The organism is Pseudomonas eucalypticola, from assembly GCF_013374995.1.
GTDB classification, from domain to species: Bacteria; Pseudomonadota; Gammaproteobacteria; order Pseudomonadales; family Pseudomonadaceae; genus Aquipseudomonas; species Aquipseudomonas eucalypticola.
In genome coordinates this window covers 4,585,273-4,605,416 of sequence record NZ_CP056030.1, presented here as the reverse complement: position 1 = coordinate 4,605,416, position 20,144 = coordinate 4,585,273, and the positions used below count along the sequence as shown (strand labels likewise).

The following is a 20,144-nucleotide window of genomic DNA, read 5'->3' as shown; positions in this document are numbered from 1 at the left end:
ATGATTCCCGAACTCGGCCATTTGGCCATGATCCTGGCCCTGTGCTTTGCCCTGGTGCAGGCCACTGTCCCGCTGTTCGGCGCCTGGCGCGGCGACCGGCAATGGATGGGCCTGGCCCAGCCCGCGGCCTGGGGGCAATTCGCCTTCCTGCTGTTCGCGTTTGGCAGCCTGACCTACAGCTTCATGACCGACGACTTCTCCGTCGGCTACGTGGCCAACAACTCCAACAGTGCCTTGCCCTGGTACTACAAGTTCAGTGCGGTGTGGGGCGCCCATGAGGGCTCGCTGCTGCTATGGGCGCTGATCCTGGGGGGCTGGACCTTCGCGGTATCGGTATTTTCCCGGCAACTGCCACAGGTGATGCTGGCCCGGGTGCTGGCGGTGATGGGCATGATCAGCACTGGCTTCCTGCTGTTTCTGATCCTGACCTCCAACCCCTTCGCCCGTATCTTGCCGCAAGTGCCGGCCAACGGCGCGGACCTCAACCCGCTGTTGCAGGACCCGGGGCTGATCATCCACCCGCCGATGCTGTACATGGGATATGTGGGCTTTTCGGTCGCCTTCGCCTTCGCCATCGCCGCCCTGCTGGGTGGCCGGCTGGACGCCGCCTGGGCGCGCTGGTCGCGGCCCTGGACCATCGTTGCCTGGAGCTTCCTGGGTTTCGGTATCACCCTGGGCTCATGGTGGGCTTACTACGAACTGGGCTGGGGGGGCTGGTGGTTCTGGGACCCGGTGGAAAACGCGTCCTTCATGCCGTGGCTGGTGGGCACCGCGCTGATCCATTCCCTGGCCGTCACCGAAAAACGGGGCGTGTTCAAGAGCTGGACCGTGTTGCTGGCCATCGCTGCGTTCTCCCTGAGCCTGCTGGGTACCTTCCTGGTGCGCTCCGGCGTGCTGACCTCGGTGCACGCCTTCGCCTCCGACCCGGCGCGCGGGGTGTTCATCCTGATCTTCCTGCTGTGTGTGGTGGGCGGCTCGCTGACCCTGTTCGCCGTGCGCGCCCCCGTGGTCAAGAGCCACGTGGGTTTCGGCCTGTGGTCGCGCGAAACCCTGCTGCTGGGCAATAACCTGGTGCTGGTGGTGGCTGCTTCGATGATTTTGCTGGGCACCCTGTACCCACTGGTGCTGGACGCCCTCAGCGGCGCCAAGCTATCCGTAGGCCCGCCGTACTTCAACGCGCTGTTCGTGCCACTGATGGGCATCCTCATGGTGGTGATGGCGGTAGGCGTGCTGGTGCGCTGGAAAGACACGCCGCTGCAGTGGTTGCGCGGCATGCTCACCCCGGTGCTGATCGGCGCCGTGGTGCTGGCGCCCATTGGCGGGCTGCTGGTGGATAATGTCGACTGGGCCATTCTTACGGTGTTCGCCCTCGCGGCCTGGGTGCTGCTGGCCGGTGTGCGCGACCTGTTCGACAAGACCCGCCACAAAGGCCTGATGAAAGGGGCACGAGGCCTGACCCGCAGCTACTGGGGCATGCACGTGGCCCACCTGGGCATGGCGGTATGCGCCCTGGGCGTGGTGCTGTCCAGCAGCCACAGTGCCCAGCGCGACCTGCGTATGGCGCCGGGCGAAGCGGTGGACCTGGCCGGTTACCACTTCATTTTCGACGGGGCGCAGCACTACCGCGGCCCGAACTTCACCTCCGACCGCGGCACCGTGCGTGTCAGCAAGGACGGCCGTGACGTGACCGTGCTGTACCCGGAAAAACGCCTGTATACCGTGCAGCAGTCGATGATGACGGAAGCGGGCATCGACGCCGGTTTCACCCGCGACCTGTATGTGGCGCTGGGTGAGCCGCTGGAAAACGGTGCCTGGGCGGTTCGGGTGCACGTCAAGCCGTTCGTGCGCTGGATCTGGTTCGGCGGCCTGTTGACCGCCTTGGGCGGCGCCCTGGCGGCGACCGACCGGCGCTATCGGGTCAAGGTGCGCGCCAAGGTGCGCGATGTGTTGGGTCTGGATGGAGCAGCGGCATGAAGCGCTGGATGTTGTTGGTGCCTTTGGCACTGTTTCTGGTAGTGGCGGTGTTCCTCTACCGCGGCTTGTACCTCGATCCGTCCGAGCTGCCCTCGGCGATGATCGGCAAGCCATTCCCGGCGTTCTCGCTGCCCTCGGTCCAGGATGGCAAGACCCTCACCGAGGCTGACCTCAAGGGCAAGCCGGCGTTGGTCAACGTGTGGGGCACCTGGTGCATTTCCTGCCGGGTCGAGCACCCGGTGCTGACCCGGCTGGCCCAGCAGGGCGTGGTGATCTACGGGGTCAACTACAAGGATGACAACGGCGCCGCGCTGAAGTGGCTGCAGGACTTCCACAACCCCTACCAGCTCAACATCAATGACGAGCAGGGCGGCCTGGGTCTGAACCTGGGCGTGTACGGCGCGCCGGAAACCTTCCTGATCGATGCCAAGGGTGTGATCCGCTACAAGCATGTGGGCGTGATCGACGACACGGTGTGGCGCGAGCAACTGGCCAGCCAGTACCAGGGCCTGGTCGACGAGGCCCGGCCATGAAGCGCTGGCTGGCAGCCGCCGGCTTGGCCCTGGGCCTGGCCGGCGTGGCCCAGGCGGCCATTGACACCTACCAGTTCGCCAACGACGCCGAGCGCGACCGTTACCGCGAACTGACCCAGGAACTGCGGTGCCCCAAGTGCCAGAACCAGGACATCGCTGACTCCAATGCGCCGATTGCCGCTGACCTTCGCCGGGAAATTTTCCGCATGCTCGGTGAAGGCAAGACCAACCCGCAGATCGTCGAGTTCATGGTCGACCGTTATGGCGAGTTCGTGCGCTACAAGCCCGCGCTGACCGCCCGTACCTGGCTGCTGTGGTTCGGCCCCGGCGTGTTGCTGGTGGGCGGTGTGGGCGTGATCTTGCTGATCGTGCGCCGCCGCAAGCACACCAGCCTTGCGGCTGAACCTGCCCTGTCCCCCGACGAGCGCGCGCGCCTCACTACCCTGCTGGATAAAGACCACCCATGATTGATTTCTGGCTCGCCGTAGGGCTGCTGTTGCTGGTTGCCCTGGGCTTTTTGCTGATACCTGTGGTGCGCGGCCGTCGTGCCCAACAGGAAGAAGACCGCACCGCCCTGAACGTGGCCCTGTACCAGGAGCGCATTGCCGAATTGGCTGCGCAGCGGGAAGAGGGCGTGCTCAGCGCCGAACAACTGGAGGCGGGCCGCGCCGAGGCTGGCCGCGAACTGCTGGCTGACACCGAAGGTGCCGACCAGGGCCGGGTGGCACGCCTGGGCCGGCCATTGCCGTTGCTGGCGGCCGTGCTGGTGCCCGTGGCGGCCCTGGGCCTGTACCTGCATTTCGGTGCCAGCGACAAGGTCGAGCTGACCCGTGAATTCGCCACGCCGCCCGCTTCCATGGCCGAGATGACCAGCCGCCTGGAACGCGCCGTGGCTGCCCAGCCAGACTCCGCCGAGGGCCTGTTCTTCCTCGGCCGTACCTACATGTCGCAGAACCGCCCGGCCGACGCCGCGCGCATTTTCCAGCGTACCCTGGCCGTGGCCGGGCGCCAGCCGGAGCTGCTGGGGCAACTGGCCCAGGCCGAGTATTTCGCCAGCGACAAGCAGTGGTCGCCCGAGATCCAGGCCCTCACCGATGAAGCCCTCAAGGCCGACCCCAAGGAAGTGACCAGCCTGGGCTTGCGCGGTATCGCCGCGTTCGAGGGCCAGCGCTACCAGGAAGCGGTGGACTACTGGCAACGCCTGCTGGCCTTGCTGCCGGCCGACGACCCGTCCCGGGCGGCCCTGCAAGGTGGTATCCAGCGCGCGGCCGAGCGCATCACCGCCAGTGGCGGCAGTCCTGCCGCTGCCCCTGTGGCGAAAGGCGCGGCACTGCTCAAGGTCAACGTCGACCTAACGGCTGGGCTCAAGGCCAAGGTGCAGCCGGGTGACAGCGTGTTCGTGTTTGCCCGCGCCTCGTCCGGGCCGCCCATGCCTTTGGCGGTCAAGCGCCTGACCGTGGCGGACCTGCCCGCCAGTGTCGAGCTCAGCGATAGCGATGCGATGATGCCGCAGCTGAAACTGTCCAACTTCCCCGAGGTCCAACTGGTGGCGCGCGTGTCCCGTGCCGGCCAGCCGACCAAGGGCGAATGGGTCGGCCGCAGCCAGCCCCTGGCCAGCAGCACCAGCGCGCCGCAAAACCTGACCATCGACAGCCCGGATCTCTGATCATGCACGCCATTGCCCGTGTTTCCCTGTTAAGCCTGGTGCTGGGCCTCAGTGCCTGCGCGGTGCACCACCCGCAGCCACAGCCCACGGCACCGACCATCCCGTCGCTGCCCCAGACCGCACCGCCAAGCCCCGGCAAGCCGCTACCGGTGACCCCGGGCGCCCCGGCGAGCAAACCCATGCCGCGCACCTCGGCCAGCTTCGCCCCGCCGCCGGGCGGTGCCAGCCACTGGGACCCGAAATTGGGTGTGTATGTGCTGGAAGGGCAGGCGGACACCTATTACCGCCAGCGCACCTACTACCGCTGGGACGGCAGCTGGACCTGGGCCACCAGCCTGAGCGGGCCGTGGCAGAGCACCGACACCGGTGGCGTGCCGCCGGGGTTGGGGCGCTTGCATAGCCAGTGATTGTGCGGCGCCCTAGACGCGGCCAGGTCCGCTGCTACAGCCTTTGGCAGCGGGCCTGGCCGGGTGCCGGGCACCCCGGTCTTTTACCTGTGAACGCCAATTTTCCATAAAGAATCAACCACTTCAGCCGATACGCCAGCACGCCCCTGGACTTTTCGGCTGATACCCATGAAGCAATTTTTCAACAAACCCTACCTCCTACCCACGCTGATTTCACTGGTGCTGCTGGGGGTGGTCAGCGCCTGGCTGAGCCCTGCGTTCGACCTGTTCGCCCTGGCCCATGACCTGCGCTGGCTGGCCGTGGCGGCGCTCTTCCTGTATTGCCTGTTCTGCTGGTTGTGCATTTCCCTGGGCCGCTGGGGCGAGGTGGCGTGGAAGCGCGCCGATTACCTGTGGCTGGGCTGCGTGGCACTCGCGCTGGTGGTGCAGGTGGCGGGCGAGGGCAGCCTGCGCTGGGTGGCCACTGCCTTGCTGCTGGTGTTGGCGCTGTCGCTGCGGGCCGCCAAGGTCAAGGCTGAGATCCTGCTCAAGACCCCGCGCCGCCAAGCCCTGTGGCTGATCTTCAACCAGCGCCTGGAAGTGCCCAGCGAAGGCCGCCTGGACATGAAGGCCCAGCGCGCCAAGGTGCGCCTCACCCAGTTGCTGCGTGACTGGCGCGTAGGGCGGTTGCCCTTGGCCCATGTGCGGGTCGGCAGCGGCCAGGCCAGCGCGCAACCCAGCGCGGTCATCGACGTGAAGCCACGCTTCAGCGAACCCGAATTCACCTACGACTTCCAGGACTCGCTGGAAGCCACCGCCCTGGGCCGCTGGGTGCTGGAGCAGCCGGTGGACACCCTGTACCTGTTCGGCGAAATCAACTCGCTGCTGCTGGCGCAGTTGTTCCGCTGGGGCCGAGACCACAACCTGGAAGTCATCGTCGATGGCGGCGTCACGTTGCTGAATGAAGAACGCGCCGCAGCGTGACCCTTCCCCGTGAAGGAGTGGTAAAGTCCGGATAGATCGCTGGCTAACTATCCGCGTGCTGGCCCGCTCATCCGAGGAGTGTCTGTGATGTCCATGAAACGTCTGTTCTGCGCTTCCACCCTGGCCCTGGCGGTGTTCGCCAGCGCCGGCCTGCAGGCCGCCGACGCACCACCTTCGGGCGTGCGCGGGGCCATCACGGCGGTCAACGGCGACGACCTGCAGGTCAAGACCAACCGTGGCGAAGATGTGGTGGTACACCTGACTGCCGACACCCAGGTGCGCGGCGTGACCTTGGCCAACATCGCTGACATCAAGCCGGGCAGCTACATCGGCTCGGCGGCCGTGCCTCAGGCTGACGGCACCCTCAAGGCCCTGGAAGTGCATGTGTTCCCGCCATCCATGGCCGGCACCGGTGATGGCCACCGCGCCTTCGACCTGGCCAGCAACAGCAGCATGACCAACGGCAGTGTCGGCGACCTGGTGGTGGCGAACGGGCGCACCATCACGGTGAAATACAAGGGCGGCGAGCAGAAGATCCTGGTGCCGGAGGACGTGCCGGTGGTGAACCTGGTGCCGGCCGATCGCAGCTTGCTGAAGCCGGGGGTGAAGGTGGTGCTGTTCGCGCAGAAGGCGGCGGATGGCAGCTACACCGCCAAGGCTATTTCTGCGGGTGAGAATGGCTTGAAGCCGCCGATGTAGGAGGCGTGTCGCGCCGTTCCCGCAGGGTTCGTTTACCCTGTGGGACCCGGCGAAGCGCGGGAAAAGCGCGACACGACTCTCAAGCCAGGTTATTGCGGGCTGTAGATCTGATCAAACACCCCGCCATCGGCAAAGTGGGTTTTCTGCACGGTACGCCAGTCGCCGAAGGTTTTTTCCACTGACAGGAAGTCGACCTTGGGAAAGCGGTCCTGGTATTTGGCCAGCACCGCCGGGTCACGCGGGCGCAGGTAGTTCTGCGCAGCAATGTCCTGGCCTTCCGGCGACCACAGGTATTTCAAGTACTCCTCAGCCAGGGCTCGGCTGCCTTTCTTGTCCACCACCTTGTCGACCACCGCCACCGGCGGTTCAGCTTCGGCAGAGACGCTGGGGTAGATCACCTCGAACTTGTCGCGGCCAAATTCGCGGGCAATCATTTCCGCTTCGTTCTCGAAGGTCACCAGTACGTCGCCGATCTGGTTGGTCATGAAGGTGGTGGTGGCGCCGCGGCCACCGGTGTCCAGCACCGGCACGTGCTTGAACAGCTGGCCGACGAACGCCTTGGCCTTGTTCTCGTCACCGCCGTTCTTCAGCGCATAGCCCCAGGCTGACAGGTAGGTGTAGCGGCCGTTGCCGCTGGTCTTGGGGTTGGGCACGATCACCTGCACGCCGTCCTTGACCAGGTCGTTCCAGTCCTTCAAACCCTTGGGGTTGCCCTTGCGCACGATGAACACCGTGGCCGAGGTAAAGGGCGCGCTGTCATTGGGCAGGCGTGTCACCCAGTTATCGGGCACCAGCTTGCCATTATCGGCCAGGGCATTGATGTCGGTGGCCATGTTCATGGTGATGACGTCGGCGGGCAGGCCGTCGATCACCGCGCGCGCCTGTTTGCTGGAACCGCCGAAGGACATCTGCACGGTGACCTTGTCGTCGGCGTGCTCGGCCTGCCAGTGTTTCTGGAACGCAGCGTTGTAGTCCTTGTAGAAGTCGCGCATCACGTCGTAGGAAGCGTTCAGCAGCGGCGGCGCCGCCTGGGCCAGGCCGGCCAGCCCCAGGCCGGCGGCGAGCAGCGAAGCGCTCAAGAATTTATGCATGGCAGATGTCCTGTTGTTGTCATTGAAAGCATTTGGCCAGCAACTATAGCCGGGCCGTCAGGCGCCCCGAAAGATCTAAAAGTGGAGTGCTTATTCTCTTTTCCGGAACAAGGCGTTGCCACAGCGCGAACAGAACGCGGCCTCGCTGTCATGGTCGGCCTTGGCGCACACCGGGCAGGGGCGCTGCTGGCGCTCGCCCCGCATGGCATTGGCCAGTTCAGCAGTGAAAATGCCCGTGGGCACGGCGATGATCGAGTAGCCAGTGATCATCACCAGCGCGGAAACGATCTGGCCCACCGGGGTCTTGGGCACGATGTCGCCGAAGCCCACGGTGGTCAGGGTGACGATGGCCCAGTAGATACCCATGGGAATGCTGGTGAAGCCGTTTTCCGGGCCTTCGATCACGTACATCAGCGTGCCGAACACCGTCACCAGGGTGGACACGGTGAGCAGGAACACGATGATTTTCTGCCGGCTGCCGCGTAGCGCCGACAACAGGTAATTGGCCTGGCTCAGGTAGGGGCGCAGCTTCAGCACCCGGAAGATACGCAGCATGCGTATCACCCGCACGATCATCAGGTATTGGGCGTCGCTGTAGTAGATGGCGAGAATGCCCGGCACGATCGCCAGCAGGTCCACCAGGCCATAGAAGCTGAACGCGTAACGCACCGGCTTGGGGGAGCAGTACAGCCGCAGCAGGTACTCCACGGCGAATATCGTGGTCAGGCCCCATTCGATGTAGGCGAACAGGTCGGCGTATTGGCGGTGCACGCTCTCGATGCTGTCGATCACCACCAGCACCAGGCTGGCAAGGATGATCAGCAGCACGGTGGTGTCGAAGCGTCGGCCGGCGCGGGTGTCGCTTTCGAAGATAACGGTGTAGAGCTTTTCGCGCAGGGTACGTGGGTTTTCCATAAGGGCTCGGGTCCAGAAGATGGACAGAGCCTAGGGGGTTTACCTTGGCCTGTGCAAGGCCGGTTCGCCCTGCAGCAAGCGAGCGCTGGCCTTCACCAGCCAGCAGGCGAGGACAAACGGTGCGGTCAGCGCCGGCACTGGCAGGCTGGCGAAGCCGGGTTGCAGCAGTAATGTCAGTACCACGGCGACCACGGCGTACCGGGGTCGGGTACTGAAGGCCACGGCGGCCAGGGCGGGATTGACGCCGTACAGCCCAGGCAGCGGCGGTTCGTTCTGCAGCCAGGCGAACCCCAGCCCCGCGGCAGACGCAGCCAGGGCCCAGCAAGCGGCGCGTCGGTCGGCCAGCCACAGGCCCAGCAACACCAGGGCGCCGGCCATCGGGCTGGCGAGCACGAACACCTGGCCCAGGCCGGTAAGCAGGTCGCTGACGGCAAAAACCTGCGCCGTGTCCCGGCCCGGCACCACGGCCCAGGCCAGGGCCCAGCCGGCGAGGACGAAGGGGGCCGTGTACGCTGGCAGGCACGTCGGCCGCGCGCAGACCGCCAGCCAGCGCGCTACCAGCAGGCTGCTCAGGCCGCTGGCGGCGATGATCAGCAAAGGCAGAGTCAGGTTCAATGGCAGCCAGTGGCTGAACAGCAGGCCAATGAGCACACCGTTGTAGCTGAACAGGCCTGCCTGGCGGTGTTCGCGCGGGTAGCCGCGGCGTTGGGCCGTAAGCAGGCCGGTGGCGGCGCCCAGCAGCGCGCCACCGAGTGATTGGGGGGCGCACAGCAGGATGGCCAGCAGGCAACACAGGCCGCAGAGCGGGTGGCGTTGCAGCAGCACCTGGCTGAAGCCGTTGAGCAGGGCGGTGGCCCAGTCGGGGCAGAAGGGCTTGGGCACGGTCGTTGTTATCGTTGTGGTGTTATACGTGCCGCCGGCTTGTAGCACGCGGCCCGGGCACGCCGCGTGTACCGAGGACGCGGCCAGGTCCGCTGCTACAGGGACGGTGGTGCAGGGGCGATCAGTTATCGCGAATGCTGAAGTTGGCCATGTGTTCCAGGCCCTTGATCAGCGCCGAGTGGTCCCAGCCGCTGCCGCCCAGGGCCGCGCAGGTGCTGAATACCTGTTGGGCGTTGGCGGTGTTGGGCAGGTTCACGCCCAGTTCGCGCGCGCCCTGCAGGGCCAGGTTGAGGTCCTTCTGGTGCAGGCTGATGCGGAAGCCCGGGTCGAAGGTGCCCTTGATCATGCGCTCGCCGTGCACTTCCAGAATCTTCGACGAGGCAAACCCCCCCATCAGCGCTTCGCGCACCTTGGCCGGGTCGGCGCCGTTTTTCGCCGCGAACAGCAACGCTTCGGCCACTGCCTGAATGTTCAGGGCGACGATGATCTGGTTGGCCACCTTGGCGGTCTGGCCATCGCCGTTGCCGCCTACCCGGGTGATGTTCTTGCCCATGCTCTGGAACAGTGGCAGGGCGCGGTCGAAGGCATCCTGGTCACCGCCCACCATGATGCTCAAGGTCGCGGCCTTGGCACCCACCTCGCCGCCCGACACCGGTGCGTCCAGGTACTGGGCGCCGCGCTCGTTCACCTTGGCGGCAAAGGCCTTGGTGGCGGACGGCGAGATGGAACTCATGTCGATCACCACCTTGCCCTTGCCCAGGCCTTCGGCGATGCCGTGCTCACGGAACAGTACGTCTTCGACTTGCGGGGTGTCAGGCACCATGATGATGATGAACTCGGCTTCCTGCGCCACGTCGCGCGGGTTGGCCAGGGCCAGCGCGCCGGCGCTTACCAGGTCGGCGGGGGCCGCGTCGTGGTGCGAGGACAGGAACAGTTGGTGGCCGGCTTTCTGCAGGTTCTGCGCCATGGGGTGGCCCATGATGCCGGTGCCGATGAATCCGATTTTTGCCATGGTAGTGGTCCCTTATTGTTGGATGATGAATGTCCGCAGGGCCGGGGTAAGGGCGCGGACAGCCGCTGCCTTGTGTCCGGGCATGCGGTGGGTTAGATGGCGTTGTGGGTCTTGAGCCAGCCCAGGCCGGCCTCGGTCGTGGTCAGCGGTTTGTATTCACAGCCCACCCAGCCCTGGTAGCCAAGGGTGTCCAGGTGCTCGAACAGGAACCGGTAATTGATCTCGCCCGTGCCCGGCTCGTGGCGCCCCGGGTTGTCGGCCAGTTGCACGTGGTTGATCTTGCCCAGGTGCGCGGACAGGGTGGGGGCCAGGTCACCCTCCATGATCTGCATGTGGTAGATGTCGTACTGCAACGCCAGGTTGTCGCTGCCCACTTTGGCCTGGATATCCAGCGCCTGATCGGTAGTGGTCAGGTAGAACCCGGGGATGTCGCGGGTGTTGATCATCTCCATCACCAGGCGGATGCCGGCCGCTTGCAGCCTGTCGGCGGCGTAGCGCAGGTTGCTGACGAAGGTGGTTTCCACCGTGGCGCAGGCCACGCCCTGGGGGCGGATACCGGCCAGGCAGTTGACCTGGGTGTTGCCCAGTACCTGGGCGTAGGCGATCGCCAGGTCGACCCCGGCGCGGAATTCCTCGACCCGGTCCGGGTGGCAGGCGATACCGCGCTCGCCCTGGGCCCAGTCACCGGCTGGCAGGTTGAACAGCACCTGGGTCAGCCCATGGGCCTGCAACTGCGCCTTGAGCTCGGCTGAAGTGAAATCGTACGGGAACAGGTACTCGACACCCTCGAAGCCGGCGTCGGCGGCAGCCTTGAAGCGGGCGAGGAAGTCCTGCTCGGTGAACAGCATCGACAGGTTGGCGGCGAAACGTGGCATACAAGCCTCCTTGATTGGTCAGTCGAGCAGGGCGATGGCGGTCGGGGCGTCGTTGCCCACCAGGGCCAGGTCTTCGAATTCGTTGATGGCGTTGATCTCGGTGCCCATGGAAATGTTGGTCACCCGCTCCAGGATCACTTCCACCACCACTGGCACCTTGAATTCCTCGATCAGTGCCTGGGCCTTGCGCAAAGCCTGCTGGATCTGCGCGGGTTCGAACACCCGCAGCGCCTTGCAACCCAGGCCCTCGGCCACGGCCACATGGTCCACGCCGTAGCCGTTGAGCTCGGGGGCGTTGAGGTTCTCGAAGGCCAACTGCACGCAGTAGTCCATGTCGAAGCCGCGCTGGGCCTGGCGGATCAGCCCCAGGTAGGAGTTGTTCACCACCACGTGGATGTAGGGCAGGTGGAACTGCGCGCCCACGGCCAGTTCTTCGATCATGAACTGGAAGTCGTAGTCGCCCGAGAGGGCCACCACCTTGCGCGCCGGGTCGGCCTTGACCACGCCCAGCGCCGCCGGGATGGTCCAGCCCAAGGGGCCGGCCTGGCCGCAGTTGATCCAGTGGCGCGGCTTGTACACGTGCAGGAACTGCGCCCCGGCGATCTGCGACAGGCCGATGGTGCTGACGTAGCAGGTGTCCTGCCCGAACACCTGGTTCATTTCTTCATACACGCGCTGGGGCTTGACCGGCACATTGTCGAAGTGGGTCTTGCGTTGCAGGCTGGCCTTGCGCTGCTGGCAGTCGGCGAGCCAGGCGCTGCGGTCCTTGAGGCGGCCGCCGGCTTTCCATTCGCGGGCCACTTCCAGGAAGCGATCCAGGGCGCTGCCGGCATCGGAGACGATGCCCAGGTCGGGGGTGAACACCCGGCCGATCTGGGTGGGTTCGATATCCACATGAATAAAGCGCCGGCCCTCGGTGTACACCTCCACCGAACCGGTGTGGCGGTTGGCCCAGCGGTTGCCGATGCCCAGTACCAGGTCGGACTTGAGCAGGGTGGCGTTGCCGTAGCGGTGCGAGGTTTGCAGGCCGACCATGCCGACCATCTGCGGGTGGTCGTCGGGGATGGTGCCCCAGCCCATCAGTGTGGGGATGACCGGAATGCCGGTCAGCTCGGCGAACTCCACCAGTTTGGCGCTGGCGTCGGCGTTGATCACACCGCCACCACTCACCAGCAGCGGGCGCTCGGCCTGGTCGAGCATGGCCAGGGCCTTTTCGATCTGGGTGCGGCTGGCGGCCGGGCGGTGCACGGGCAGCGGTTCGTAGGCATCGATATCGAATTCGATCTCGGCCATCTGCACGTCGAACGGCAGGTCGATCAGCACGGGGCCGGGGCGCCCGGAGCGCATTTCGAAGAAGGCTTTCTGGAAGGCGTAGGGTACCTGGCCCGGCTCCAGCACGGTGGTCGCCCACTTGGTCACCGGCTTGACGATGCTGGTGATGTCCACGGCCTGGAAGTCTTCCTTGTGCAACCGGGCGCGGGGTGCCTGGCCGGTGATGCACAGGATGGGGATGGAGTCGGCCGAGGCGCTGTACAGGCCGGTGACCATGTCGGTGCCCGCAGGGCCCGACGTGCCGATGCACACACCGATGTTGCCGGCGCGAGTACGGGTGTAGCCCTCGGCCATGTGCGAGGCGCCTTCCACGTGGCGCGCCAGCACATGGTCAATGCCGCCGACTTTCTTGAGGGCCGAATACAGCGGGTTGATGGCGGCGCCGGGAATGCCGAAAGCGGTTTCCACACCTTCGCGGCGCATCACCAGAACGGCTGCATCGATTGCTCTCATTTTGCTCATGGTTTTGTGCCTCTTTGTGTTTTGTAATTGTATACAAGTGGCTTTTCTTTCGAGTGTATTCACGGCAGTGGCGTCAGGTCAAACCCTTTTCGCGTTTGCCGAAGAATGGCGTTTACGGGCGAAATCTTCTATATTGTATACAATTATATTTTTATTTGTGTTCTATTTGTCGAGTCGATTTTTCACTGAAGAGGATCTGCCGATGTCTACCCTTACCTTGACCGTCGCCAACCGCCTTGCCGAACACGCCCTGGCCACGGGCCATGAACTCAATGCTGCGCCGCTCACCGTGGCGGTGCTGGACAGTGGTGGTCATCTGATCAGCCTGCAACGCCAGGACGGCGCCAGCCTGCTGCGACCCCACGTGGCCATCGGCAAGGCCTGGGGCGCGATTGCCCTAGGCAAGGGGTCGCGATTGCTGGCCACGGACGCGCAGCAGCGCCCGGCGTTTTTCGCCGCGTTGAACGGGTTGGGGCAGGGTGGGGTAGTGCCGGCGCCGGGTGGCGTGCTGATCCGGGATCAGCAGGGCGTGGTGGTGGGAGCGGTGGGCATCAGCGGCGATGCGTCGGATGTGGATGAGCGGTGTGCGGTGAGTGCCATCGAAGCGTCGGGGTGGGTGGCGGACCCGGGCGTTTGAGCGAGCTTCGTCCGGGTGAGGTCGGGCGAAGCTCGGGAAGCAGGCGGTACGGTTTTCAGTCTGGCGCGCACCCTTTGAGCACCATGCGAATGATCGTCTGTGCCGCCGCTTCGTAGTCGCTTTCGTCCAGCCGCGCCTTGCCGGTGACCCCGGCGATCTGCCAGTCGAAGTCGGCGTAGGTCTGGGTCGCAGCCCAGATGCTGAACATCAGGTGGTGGGCATCGACATGGGCGATCTGGCCGCGGTCGATCCAGGTCTGGATGCACTCGATGTTGTGCTTGGCCTGGGCGTTGAGCTGCTGCACCTGGTCGGGGCTCAGGTGCGGGGCGCCATGCATGATTTCGCTGGCGAAGACCTTCGACGCCGCGGGTACATCCCGGGAGATGCGGATCTTGGAACGGATGTAACCGCTGAGCACTTCACTGGGGTCGCCGTCAGGGTTGAACGGCGTGGAGGCCGCCAGGATCGGCTCGATGATGCTCTCCAGCACCTCGCGGTAGAGGTTTTCCTTGGACTTGAAGTAGTAGTACACATTGGGCTTGGGCAGCCCGGCCTTGGCCGCGATATCGCTGGTCTTGGTGGCGGCGAAGCCCTTGTCGGCGAACTCTTCGCTGGCCGCGCGCAGGATCAGTTCTTTGTTGCGCTCGCGAATGGTGCTCATAAACCCGGTGGTTCCTTGCCTGCTGGGGCGGTGGGGCATGGTAGCACCGTGCTTGCGCGCCGCTCAATGCGGGCGGCCAGCCCGTGAGCTCTCGGTGGGCAGCCACGCGGCGACACGGTATGCTCGCACCCATCGAACATGAACGATGGGAACCATTCTTATGGCAGGAAGCAGTCTGCTGGTGTTGCTGGACGACATCGCCGCGGTGCTCGACGACGTCTCGGTGATGACCAAGGTCGCCGCCAAACAGACCACCGGGGTGCTGGGTGACGACCTGGCGCTGAACGCCCAGCAGGTCACCGGCGTGCGCGCCGATCGGGAACTGCCGGTGGTGTGGGCGGTGGCCAAGGGCTCGCTGCGCAACAAGGTGATCCTGGTGCCCGCGGCCTTGGCCATCAGCGCTTTTGCGCCGTGGGCGGTGACACCATTGCTGATGGTGGGCGGCGCGTACCTGTGCTTTGAGGGTTTCGAGAAACTGGCGCACTCCTTTCTTCACCGTCACGAGGAAGGCGATGCCGAACACGCGGCCCTGAGCGCGGCGGCCGCCAACCCGGCGGTCGACCTGGTGGCTTACGAGAAGGACAAGATCAAGGGCGCGGTGCGCACTGACTTTATCCTCTCGGCGGAAATCATCGCCATCACGCTGGGCATCGTCGCCGACGCACCACTGATGCAGCAGGTGGTGGTGATGAGCCTCATTGCCCTGGTGATGACCGTGGGTGTCTAAGGCCTGGTGGGCGGTATCGTCAAGCTCGATGACCTGGGCCTGTGGATGACCCGCCGCCAAGGCCGCCTGACACGCACCGTGGGCGGCGGCATCCTGCGCGCGGCACCGTACATGATGAAAACCCTGTCGGTGGTCGGCACGGCGGCGATGTTCCTGGTGGGGGGCGGCATCCTCGTGCACGGCATCGCGCCATTGCACCACTGGGTGCAGGACATCGGCGGCAGCGTGACCATGGCCTTGATCAATGGTGTGCTGGGTGTCGCGGCGGGTGCCGTGGTACTGGCGGTGGTGTCGGTGGCCGGCAAGCTCTGGCGCGGCGTGCGCGGCTGAGTTCGTCACCGGTAGCCGCAACAGAGCCTAGAAGGAGAATGCCGCCAGGGCCATGCCCTGTTCATCCACTTGCAGCGCCCAGCCTTCCTTGTCCCAGTCGCCCAGCACGATGCGCCGCGCCGGCGCGTCGCCCACCTGCAGCTTATGGATGGCCGGGCGGTGGGTATGGCCGTGAATCAGAGTGGCGACCTGGTGTTCGGCCATCACCCGCGGCACTTCTTCGGGCGTGACGTCGACAATGTCATTGGCTTTCATGCGTGTCTGTGCGCGGCTTTCGCTGCGCAGCTTGCGTGCCAGCTTGTGGCGGGTGCGCAAGGGCAGGTGGCGCAGCACGAACAACGTCAGCGGGTTGCGCAGGATGCGGCGCATGCGCATGTAGCCTTCGTCGCGGGTGCACAGGCTATCGCCGTGCATCAACAGCACCGGCTCGCCGTAGAAGTCCACCACGCTGGGGTCGCGCAGCAGCGTCGCGCCCGCCAGTTTGCAAAACCGCCTGCCGATCAGGAAGTCGCGGTTGCCGTGCATCACAAAGATCTTCGTGCCGCTGTCGCTGAGGGCGCGCAGGGCCTCGCCGATCGAAAGCTGGTAGGGGCTCATGCCATCGTCGCCGATCCAGGCTTCGAAAAAGTCCCCCAGGATGTAAAGAGCGCTCGCCGAGCGCGCGCGCCCGGCGAGAAACTCCAGGAACGCCCGGGTAATGTCCGGGCGTTCTTCCTGCAAGTGCAGATCGGAGATCAGCAGAATCACTCAACGATCTCGGCTTTCTCGATGACCACGTCGTCTACCGGTACGTCCTGGTGGCCCGACTTGGAGCCAGTGGCCACGCCCTTGATCTTGTCGACCACGTCGTTGCCTTCGACCACTTCACCGAACACGGCGTAGCCCCAGCCTTGAACGGTCGGTGCGCTGTGGTTCAGGAAGGTGTTGTCGGCGACGTTGATGAAGAACTGCGCCGAAGCCGAATGCGGCTCCATGGTACGGGCCATGGCCACGGTGTACTTGGCGTTGGAAAGGCCATTGTTGGCTTCGTTCTGGATGCTCGGGCGCTTGTCTTTCTTTTCCTTCATGCCTGGCTCGAAACCACCGCCCTGGATCATGAAGTTGCTGATGACGCGGTGGAACACGGTGTTGGTGTAGTGGCCAGCGTTGACGTATTCGATGAAGTTGGCCACGGTTTTCGGAGCCTTCTCAGCGTTCAGCTGCAGCACGATGTCGCCGAAGTTGGTAGTCAGTTTTACTTTGGACATTTCAGGATTCGCTCTTCTCTGGAGAATTTGGCGGGTCATTTATAACCCTGACGCGCAGTTTACAGGTCGCGATACGCATTTCGAGGCTGTTTTTTCGCAGACGGCCGGCGAAACCCGGCAGACTGGCCTGTCAGCGACTTGACAGCTTCGGCTATGATAAGCGCTTTGATTTAGTCGGCCTACCCATGGCCACAGGTACGTTTTCAAGGATCCTATGAGCAAGCCCACCGCCGATCACGCTCCCAATGCCGCAAACGCCAAAGGCGCGCCGGTAGTCCCGACCAATTTCCTGCGGCCGATCCTGCAGGCCGACCTGGACTCGGGCAAGCACGCCAGCATCGTCACCCGCTTCCCGCCGGAGCCCAACGGCTACCTGCACATCGGTCACGCCAAGTCGATCTGCGTGAACTTCGGCCTGGCCAAGGAGCTGGGCGGCGTGTGCCACCTGCGCTTCGACGACACCAACCCGGCCAAGGAAGACCAGGAGTACATCGACGCCATCGAGCGTGATGTCAAATGGCTGGGCTTCGAATGGGCCGGCGAAGTGCGCTATGCCTCGCAGTATTTCGACCAGTTGCACGACTGGGCCGTGGACCTGATCAAGGCCGGCAAGGCCTACGTCTGCGACCTGACCCCCGAGCAGGCGCGCGAATACCGTGGCAGCCTGACCGAGCCAGGTAAAAACAGCCCGTTCCGCGAGCGTTCGGTGGAAGAGAACCTGGACCTGTTCGCGCGCATGAAGGCCGGCGAGTTCCAGGATGGCGAGCGCGTGCTGCGCGCCAAGATCGACATGGCCTCGCCGAACATGAACCTGCGCGACCCGATCCTGTACCGCATCCGGCATGCCCACCACCACCAGACCGGTGACACGTGGTGCATCTACCCCAACTACGACTTCACCCATGGCCAGTCCGACGCCATCGAAGGCATCACCCACTCCATCTGCACCCTGGAGTTCGAAGGCCATCGCCCGCTGTACGACTGGTTCCTGGACAACCTGCCGGTGCCCAGCCACCCGCGCCAGTACGAGTTCAGCCGCCTGAACCTGAGCTACACCGTGACCAGCAAGCGCAAGCTCAAGCAACTGGTCGACGAGCAGCACGTGCAGGGCTGGGACGACCCGCGCATGTCCACTCTGTCGGGCTTCCGTCGTCGTGGCTACACCGCCGCGTCGATTCGCAATTTCTGCGAAATGATCGGCACCAACCGTTCCGACGGCGTGGTGGACATGAACATGCTGGAATTCAGCATCCGTGACGACCTGGACCGCAACGCCCCGCGTGCCATGTGCGTGCTGCGCCCGCTGAAGGTCACCATCACCAACTACCCCGAAGGCCAGGAAGAAACCCTGGAGCTGCCACGCCACCCCAAAGAAGACATGGGCGTGCGCGTGCTGCCGTTCGCCCGGGAGATCTACATCGACCGCGACGACTTCATGGAAGAGCCGCCCAAGGGCTACAAGCGCCTGGAGCCGGCCGGTGAAGTGCGCCTGCGCGGCAGCTACGTGATCCGCGCCGACGAAGCCATCAAGGACGCCGACGGCAACATCGTCGAGCTGCTGTGCAGCTACGACCCCGACACCCTGGGCAAGAACCCCGAGGGCCGCAAGGTCAAGGGCGTGATCCACTGGGTGCCGGCCGCGGCCAGCGTCGAATGCGAAGTGCGCCTGTACGACCGCCTGTTCCGCTCCCCGAGCCCGGAAAAGGCCGAGGAAGGCGCCAGCTTCCTGGACAACATCAACCCTGATTCGCTGCAAGTGCTGACCGGTTGTCGTGCCGAGCCTTCGTTGGGCAACGCACAGCCGGAAGACCGCTTCCAGTTCGAGCGCGAAGGCTACTTCTGCGCCGACCTGAAAGATACCCAGCCTGGTCGTCCGGTATTCAACCGTACCGTCACCCTGCGCGACTCGTGGGGCAGCTAAGGAATCATCGTGCTATCGATCTACAACACGCTCACCAAGAGCAAGGAAGTCTTCAAGCCGCTGGACGGCAACAAGGTGCGGATGTACGTGTGCGGCATGACCGTGTACGACTTCTGCCACATTGGCCATGGCCGCAGCATGATCGCCTTCGACCTGGTGACCCGCTGGCTGCGCCATAGCGGCTACGATCTGACGTACGTGCGCAACATCACCGACATCGACGACAAGATCATCAACCGCGCGCGGGACAACGGCGAAAGCTTCGACGCCCTGACCGCGCGCATGATCGACGCGATGCACGAGGATGAGGCGCGCCTGAACATCCTCAAGCCAGACCTGGAGCCGCGTGCCACCGACCACATCGCCGGCATGCACGCGATGATCCAGACCTTGATCGACAAGGGCTTCGCCTACGCTCCGGGCAACGGCGACGTGTACTACCGCGTCGGCAAGTTCCAGGGTTACGGCAAGCTGTCGCGCAAGAAAATCGAAGACCTGCGCATCGGGGCGCGCATCGAGGTGGACGAGGCCAAGCAGGACCCCCTCGACTTCGTGCTGTGGAAGGGCGTCAAGCCTGGCGAGCCGAGCTGGGAGTCACCGTGGGGCCCAGGCCGTCCGGGCTGGCACATCGAATGCTCGGTGATGTCGACCTGCTGCCTGGGCGACACCTTCGACATCCACGGCGGTGGTAACGACCTGGAGTTCCCGCACCACGAGAACGAGATCGCCCAGAGCGAGGCCGCCACCGGCCAGCAGTACGCCAATGCCTGGATGCACTGCGGCATGATCCGCATCAATGGCGAGAAGATGTCCAAGTCCCTGGGCAACTACTTCACCATTCGCGACGTGCTGGCCAAGTATCATCCGGAGGTGGTGCGCTACCTGCTGGTGTCCAGCCACTACCGCAGCTCCATCAACTACTCCGAGGACAGCCTGCGCGAGTCCAAGGGTGCGCTGGAGCGGTTCTACCATGCGCTCAAGGGCCTGCCGGCGGTGGCTGCCGCCGGTGGCGAGGATTACGTTCAGCGTTTCACCGACGCCATGAACGACGACTTCGCCACCCCGGAAGCCTGCGCCGTGCTGTTCGACCTGGTGCGCGAGATCAACCGCCTGCGCGATAGCGATATCGACGCGGCGGCAGGCCTGGCGGCGCGCTTGCGTGAACTGGGCGGATTGCTGGGTGTGCTGCAACTGGAAGCGGATGACTTCCTGCGTGCCGGTGCCGAAGGCAAGGTTGACGCGGCCGAAGTCGAAGCCCTGATTGCCGCGCGGCTGGCGGCGCGGGCCAACAAGGACTGGGCCGAGTCGGACCGCATCCGCGACCAGATCACCGCCATGGGCGTGGTGCTGGAAGATGGCAAGGGTGGTACCACCTGGCGCCTGGCGGACTGACCGTCGCTGCATGAAAAAGGGGATGCCGTTGGCATCCCCTTTTTTTTGGTTCTTCACGGAATGCCGGGAAGGTTGCTTGTACTTACGAAGATCTTTAGTGGACAAACAAGGCGGCCTAGGTGATCTCACAGGCATAACTGGCCCGAAACAGATGTGGGACCGGGCTTGCCCGGGAAGCGCCGCGCGGGCGGCGCTCGATTTCAGGGGCGCAGAAAAGACCAAGACATGTATCTGGTGGCCTTGATGCAATTGCAAGGCAGGCCGAAAAAATGTTCATCGGAGCTCCTGGCTGGGGATTGCATCAGGGCCTCCAAGTGCCAGGCGATGTTGTAGTGTCGCTGTTAAGATCGAGCGCCGCCCGCGCGGCGCTTCCCGGGCAAGCCCGGTCCCACATCCGTTTCGGGCCAGTTATGCCTGG

19 protein-coding genes and 1 pseudogene are annotated in these 20,144 nt (G+C 64.6%); 11 read left to right on the top strand and 9 right to left on the bottom strand.

Annotated features, from left to right (window positions below):
- The 7 genes from HWQ56_RS20410 to HWQ56_RS20380 all read left to right on the top strand — a co-directional run bounded on the left by HWQ56_RS20410 (position 1) and on the right by HWQ56_RS20380 (position 6,242).
- Complete coding sequence (locus HWQ56_RS20410; protein WP_176571634.1) at positions 1-1,974, top strand: heme lyase CcmF/NrfE family subunit; 1,974 nt, start codon at positions 1-3, stop codon at positions 1,972-1,974.
- Positions 1,971-2,507 (top strand): DsbE family thiol:disulfide interchange protein, encoded by a 537-nt coding sequence (locus HWQ56_RS20405; RefSeq protein ID WP_158158690.1) that lies wholly within the window; start codon positions 1,971-1,973, stop codon positions 2,505-2,507. Before HWQ56_RS20410 ends, HWQ56_RS20405 begins: the two co-directional genes overlap by 4 nt.
- Entirely contained in the window at positions 2,504-2,974 is a 471-nt protein-coding gene (locus HWQ56_RS20400; RefSeq protein ID WP_176571633.1) for a cytochrome c-type biogenesis protein, read from the top strand. Before HWQ56_RS20405 ends, HWQ56_RS20400 begins: the two co-directional genes overlap by 4 nt.
- Positions 2,971-4,173, top strand: coding sequence for a c-type cytochrome biogenesis protein CcmI (gene ccmI, locus HWQ56_RS20395; RefSeq protein ID WP_176571632.1), 1,203 nt, complete (start codon positions 2,971-2,973; stop codon positions 4,171-4,173). The genes HWQ56_RS20400 and ccmI overlap by 4 nt, the downstream gene beginning before the upstream one ends.
- 2 nt (positions 4,174-4,175) lie before the next feature.
- Positions 4,176-4,580, top strand: coding sequence for a hypothetical protein (locus HWQ56_RS20390; RefSeq protein ID WP_158158693.1), 405 nt, complete (start codon positions 4,176-4,178; stop codon positions 4,578-4,580).
- 168 nt (positions 4,581-4,748) lie between these two features.
- Positions 4,749-5,543, top strand: coding sequence for a hypothetical protein (locus HWQ56_RS20385; protein ID WP_158158694.1), 795 nt, complete (start codon positions 4,749-4,751; stop codon positions 5,541-5,543).
- 93 nt (positions 5,544-5,636) lie between these two features.
- On the top strand, positions 5,637-6,242 hold the full coding sequence (locus HWQ56_RS20380; protein WP_425331975.1) for a DUF5666 domain-containing protein: 606 nt from the start codon (positions 5,637-5,639) through the stop codon (positions 6,240-6,242).
- 89 nt (positions 6,243-6,331) lie between these two features.
- Here HWQ56_RS20380 and HWQ56_RS20375 read toward each other — a convergent pair whose 3' ends face one another.
- The 6 genes from HWQ56_RS20375 to gcl form a co-directional block, all read right to left on the bottom strand.
- Positions 6,332-7,333: a sulfate ABC transporter substrate-binding protein gene (locus HWQ56_RS20375; protein WP_176571631.1), complete on the bottom strand. Its 1,002-nt coding sequence runs from the start codon at positions 7,331-7,333 to the stop codon at positions 6,332-6,334.
- A 90-nt stretch (positions 7,334-7,423) separates the two neighbouring features.
- The gene (locus HWQ56_RS20370; RefSeq protein ID WP_158158697.1) at positions 7,424-8,248 is read right to left on the bottom strand and encodes an ion transporter; all 825 of its coding nucleotides are present in this window, start codon (positions 8,246-8,248) and stop codon (positions 7,424-7,426) included.
- Between the two features lie 39 nt (positions 8,249-8,287).
- The gene (locus HWQ56_RS20365; protein WP_158158698.1) at positions 8,288-9,130 is read right to left on the bottom strand and encodes an urea transporter; all 843 of its coding nucleotides are present in this window, start codon (positions 9,128-9,130) and stop codon (positions 8,288-8,290) included.
- 121 nt (positions 9,131-9,251) lie between these two features.
- Complete coding sequence (locus tag HWQ56_RS20360) at positions 9,252-10,142, bottom strand: 2-hydroxy-3-oxopropionate reductase (protein WP_158158699.1); 891 nt, start codon at positions 10,140-10,142, stop codon at positions 9,252-9,254.
- A gap of 92 nt (positions 10,143-10,234) precedes the next feature.
- Positions 10,235-11,017, bottom strand: coding sequence for a hydroxypyruvate isomerase (hyi, locus tag HWQ56_RS20355; RefSeq protein ID WP_158158700.1), 783 nt, complete (start codon positions 11,015-11,017; stop codon positions 10,235-10,237).
- Positions 11,018-11,035: 18 nt separating this feature from the next.
- A complete protein-coding gene (gcl, locus tag HWQ56_RS20350; protein ID WP_176571630.1) occupies positions 11,036-12,811 on the bottom strand; it encodes a glyoxylate carboligase in 1,776 nt (591 codons plus the stop codon).
- A 202-nt stretch (positions 12,812-13,013) separates the two neighbouring features.
- Between gcl and HWQ56_RS20345 the strand changes: the two genes are divergently transcribed.
- A complete protein-coding gene (locus tag HWQ56_RS20345) occupies positions 13,014-13,448 on the top strand; it encodes a GlcG/HbpS family heme-binding protein (protein ID WP_176571629.1) in 435 nt (144 codons plus the stop codon).
- 55 nt (positions 13,449-13,503) lie between these two features.
- Here the strand turns inward: HWQ56_RS20345 and HWQ56_RS20340 are convergent, their stop codons facing one another.
- A complete protein-coding gene (locus HWQ56_RS20340; protein WP_158159218.1) occupies positions 13,504-14,109 on the bottom strand; it encodes a TetR/AcrR family transcriptional regulator in 606 nt (201 codons plus the stop codon).
- 160 nt (positions 14,110-14,269) lie between these two features.
- On the opposite strand from HWQ56_RS20340, the pseudogene HWQ56_RS20335 reads away from it, so the two are divergent.
- Positions 14,270-15,166: pseudogene (locus HWQ56_RS20335) on the top strand (DUF808 domain-containing protein).
- A gap of 27 nt (positions 15,167-15,193) precedes the next feature.
- Here HWQ56_RS20335 and lpxH read toward each other — a convergent pair.
- Both lpxH and HWQ56_RS20325 read right to left on the bottom strand, forming a co-directional pair.
- A complete protein-coding gene (gene lpxH, locus HWQ56_RS20330; protein ID WP_176571628.1) occupies positions 15,194-15,913 on the bottom strand; it encodes a UDP-2,3-diacylglucosamine diphosphatase in 720 nt (239 codons plus the stop codon).
- Positions 15,910-16,413, bottom strand: coding sequence for a peptidylprolyl isomerase (locus HWQ56_RS20325; RefSeq protein WP_158159221.1), 504 nt, complete (start codon positions 16,411-16,413; stop codon positions 15,910-15,912). The genes lpxH and HWQ56_RS20325 overlap by 4 nt, the downstream gene beginning before the upstream one ends.
- A gap of 214 nt (positions 16,414-16,627) precedes the next feature.
- Here HWQ56_RS20325 and HWQ56_RS20320 point away from each other — a divergent pair, with 214 nt between their 5' ends.
- Together HWQ56_RS20320 and cysS are read left to right on the top strand one after the other, a co-directional pair.
- A complete protein-coding gene (locus HWQ56_RS20320; protein WP_158159222.1) occupies positions 16,628-18,334 on the top strand; it encodes a glutamine--tRNA ligase/YqeY domain fusion protein in 1,707 nt (568 codons plus the stop codon).
- A gap of 9 nt (positions 18,335-18,343) precedes the next feature.
- Positions 18,344-19,726, top strand: coding sequence for a cysteine--tRNA ligase (cysS, locus tag HWQ56_RS20315; protein ID WP_158159223.1), 1,383 nt, complete (start codon positions 18,344-18,346; stop codon positions 19,724-19,726).
- Positions 19,727-20,144 lie beyond the last annotated feature (418 nt).

Coding starts and splice junctions, on each gene's coding strand:
- HWQ56_RS20410 (WP_176571634.1), top strand. CDS start 1: ATGATTCCCGAACTCGGCCATTTGGCCATGATCCTGGCCCTGTGCTTT.
- HWQ56_RS20405 (WP_158158690.1), top strand. CDS start 1,971: ATGAAGCGCTGGATGTTGTTGGTGCCTTTGGCACTGTTTCTGGTAGTG.
- HWQ56_RS20400 (WP_176571633.1), top strand. CDS start 2,504: ATGAAGCGCTGGCTGGCAGCCGCCGGCTTGGCCCTGGGCCTGGCCGGC.
- ccmI (WP_176571632.1), top strand. CDS start 2,971: ATGATTGATTTCTGGCTCGCCGTAGGGCTGCTGTTGCTGGTTGCCCTG.
- HWQ56_RS20390 (WP_158158693.1), top strand. CDS start 4,176: ATGCACGCCATTGCCCGTGTTTCCCTGTTAAGCCTGGTGCTGGGCCTC.
- HWQ56_RS20385 (WP_158158694.1), top strand. CDS start 4,749: ATGAAGCAATTTTTCAACAAACCCTACCTCCTACCCACGCTGATTTCA.
- HWQ56_RS20380 (WP_425331975.1), top strand. CDS start 5,637: ATGAAACGTCTGTTCTGCGCTTCCACCCTGGCCCTGGCGGTGTTCGCC.
- HWQ56_RS20375 (WP_176571631.1), bottom strand. CDS start 7,333: ATGCATAAATTCTTGAGCGCTTCGCTGCTCGCCGCCGGCCTGGGGCTG.
- HWQ56_RS20370 (WP_158158697.1), bottom strand. CDS start 8,248: ATGGAAAACCCACGTACCCTGCGCGAAAAGCTCTACACCGTTATCTTC.
- HWQ56_RS20360 (WP_158158699.1), bottom strand. CDS start 10,142: ATGGCAAAAATCGGATTCATCGGCACCGGCATCATGGGCCACCCCATG.
- hyi (WP_158158700.1), bottom strand. CDS start 11,017: ATGCCACGTTTCGCCGCCAACCTGTCGATGCTGTTCACCGAGCAGGAC.
- gcl (WP_176571630.1), bottom strand. CDS start 12,811: ATGAGCAAAATGAGAGCAATCGATGCAGCCGTTCTGGTGATGCGCCGC.
- HWQ56_RS20345 (WP_176571629.1), top strand. CDS start 13,014: ATGTCTACCCTTACCTTGACCGTCGCCAACCGCCTTGCCGAACACGCC.
- HWQ56_RS20340 (WP_158159218.1), bottom strand. CDS start 14,109: ATGAGCACCATTCGCGAGCGCAACAAAGAACTGATCCTGCGCGCGGCC.
- HWQ56_RS20325 (WP_158159221.1), bottom strand. CDS start 16,413: ATGTCCAAAGTAAAACTGACTACCAACTTCGGCGACATCGTGCTGCAG.
- HWQ56_RS20320 (WP_158159222.1), top strand. CDS start 16,628: ATGAGCAAGCCCACCGCCGATCACGCTCCCAATGCCGCAAACGCCAAA.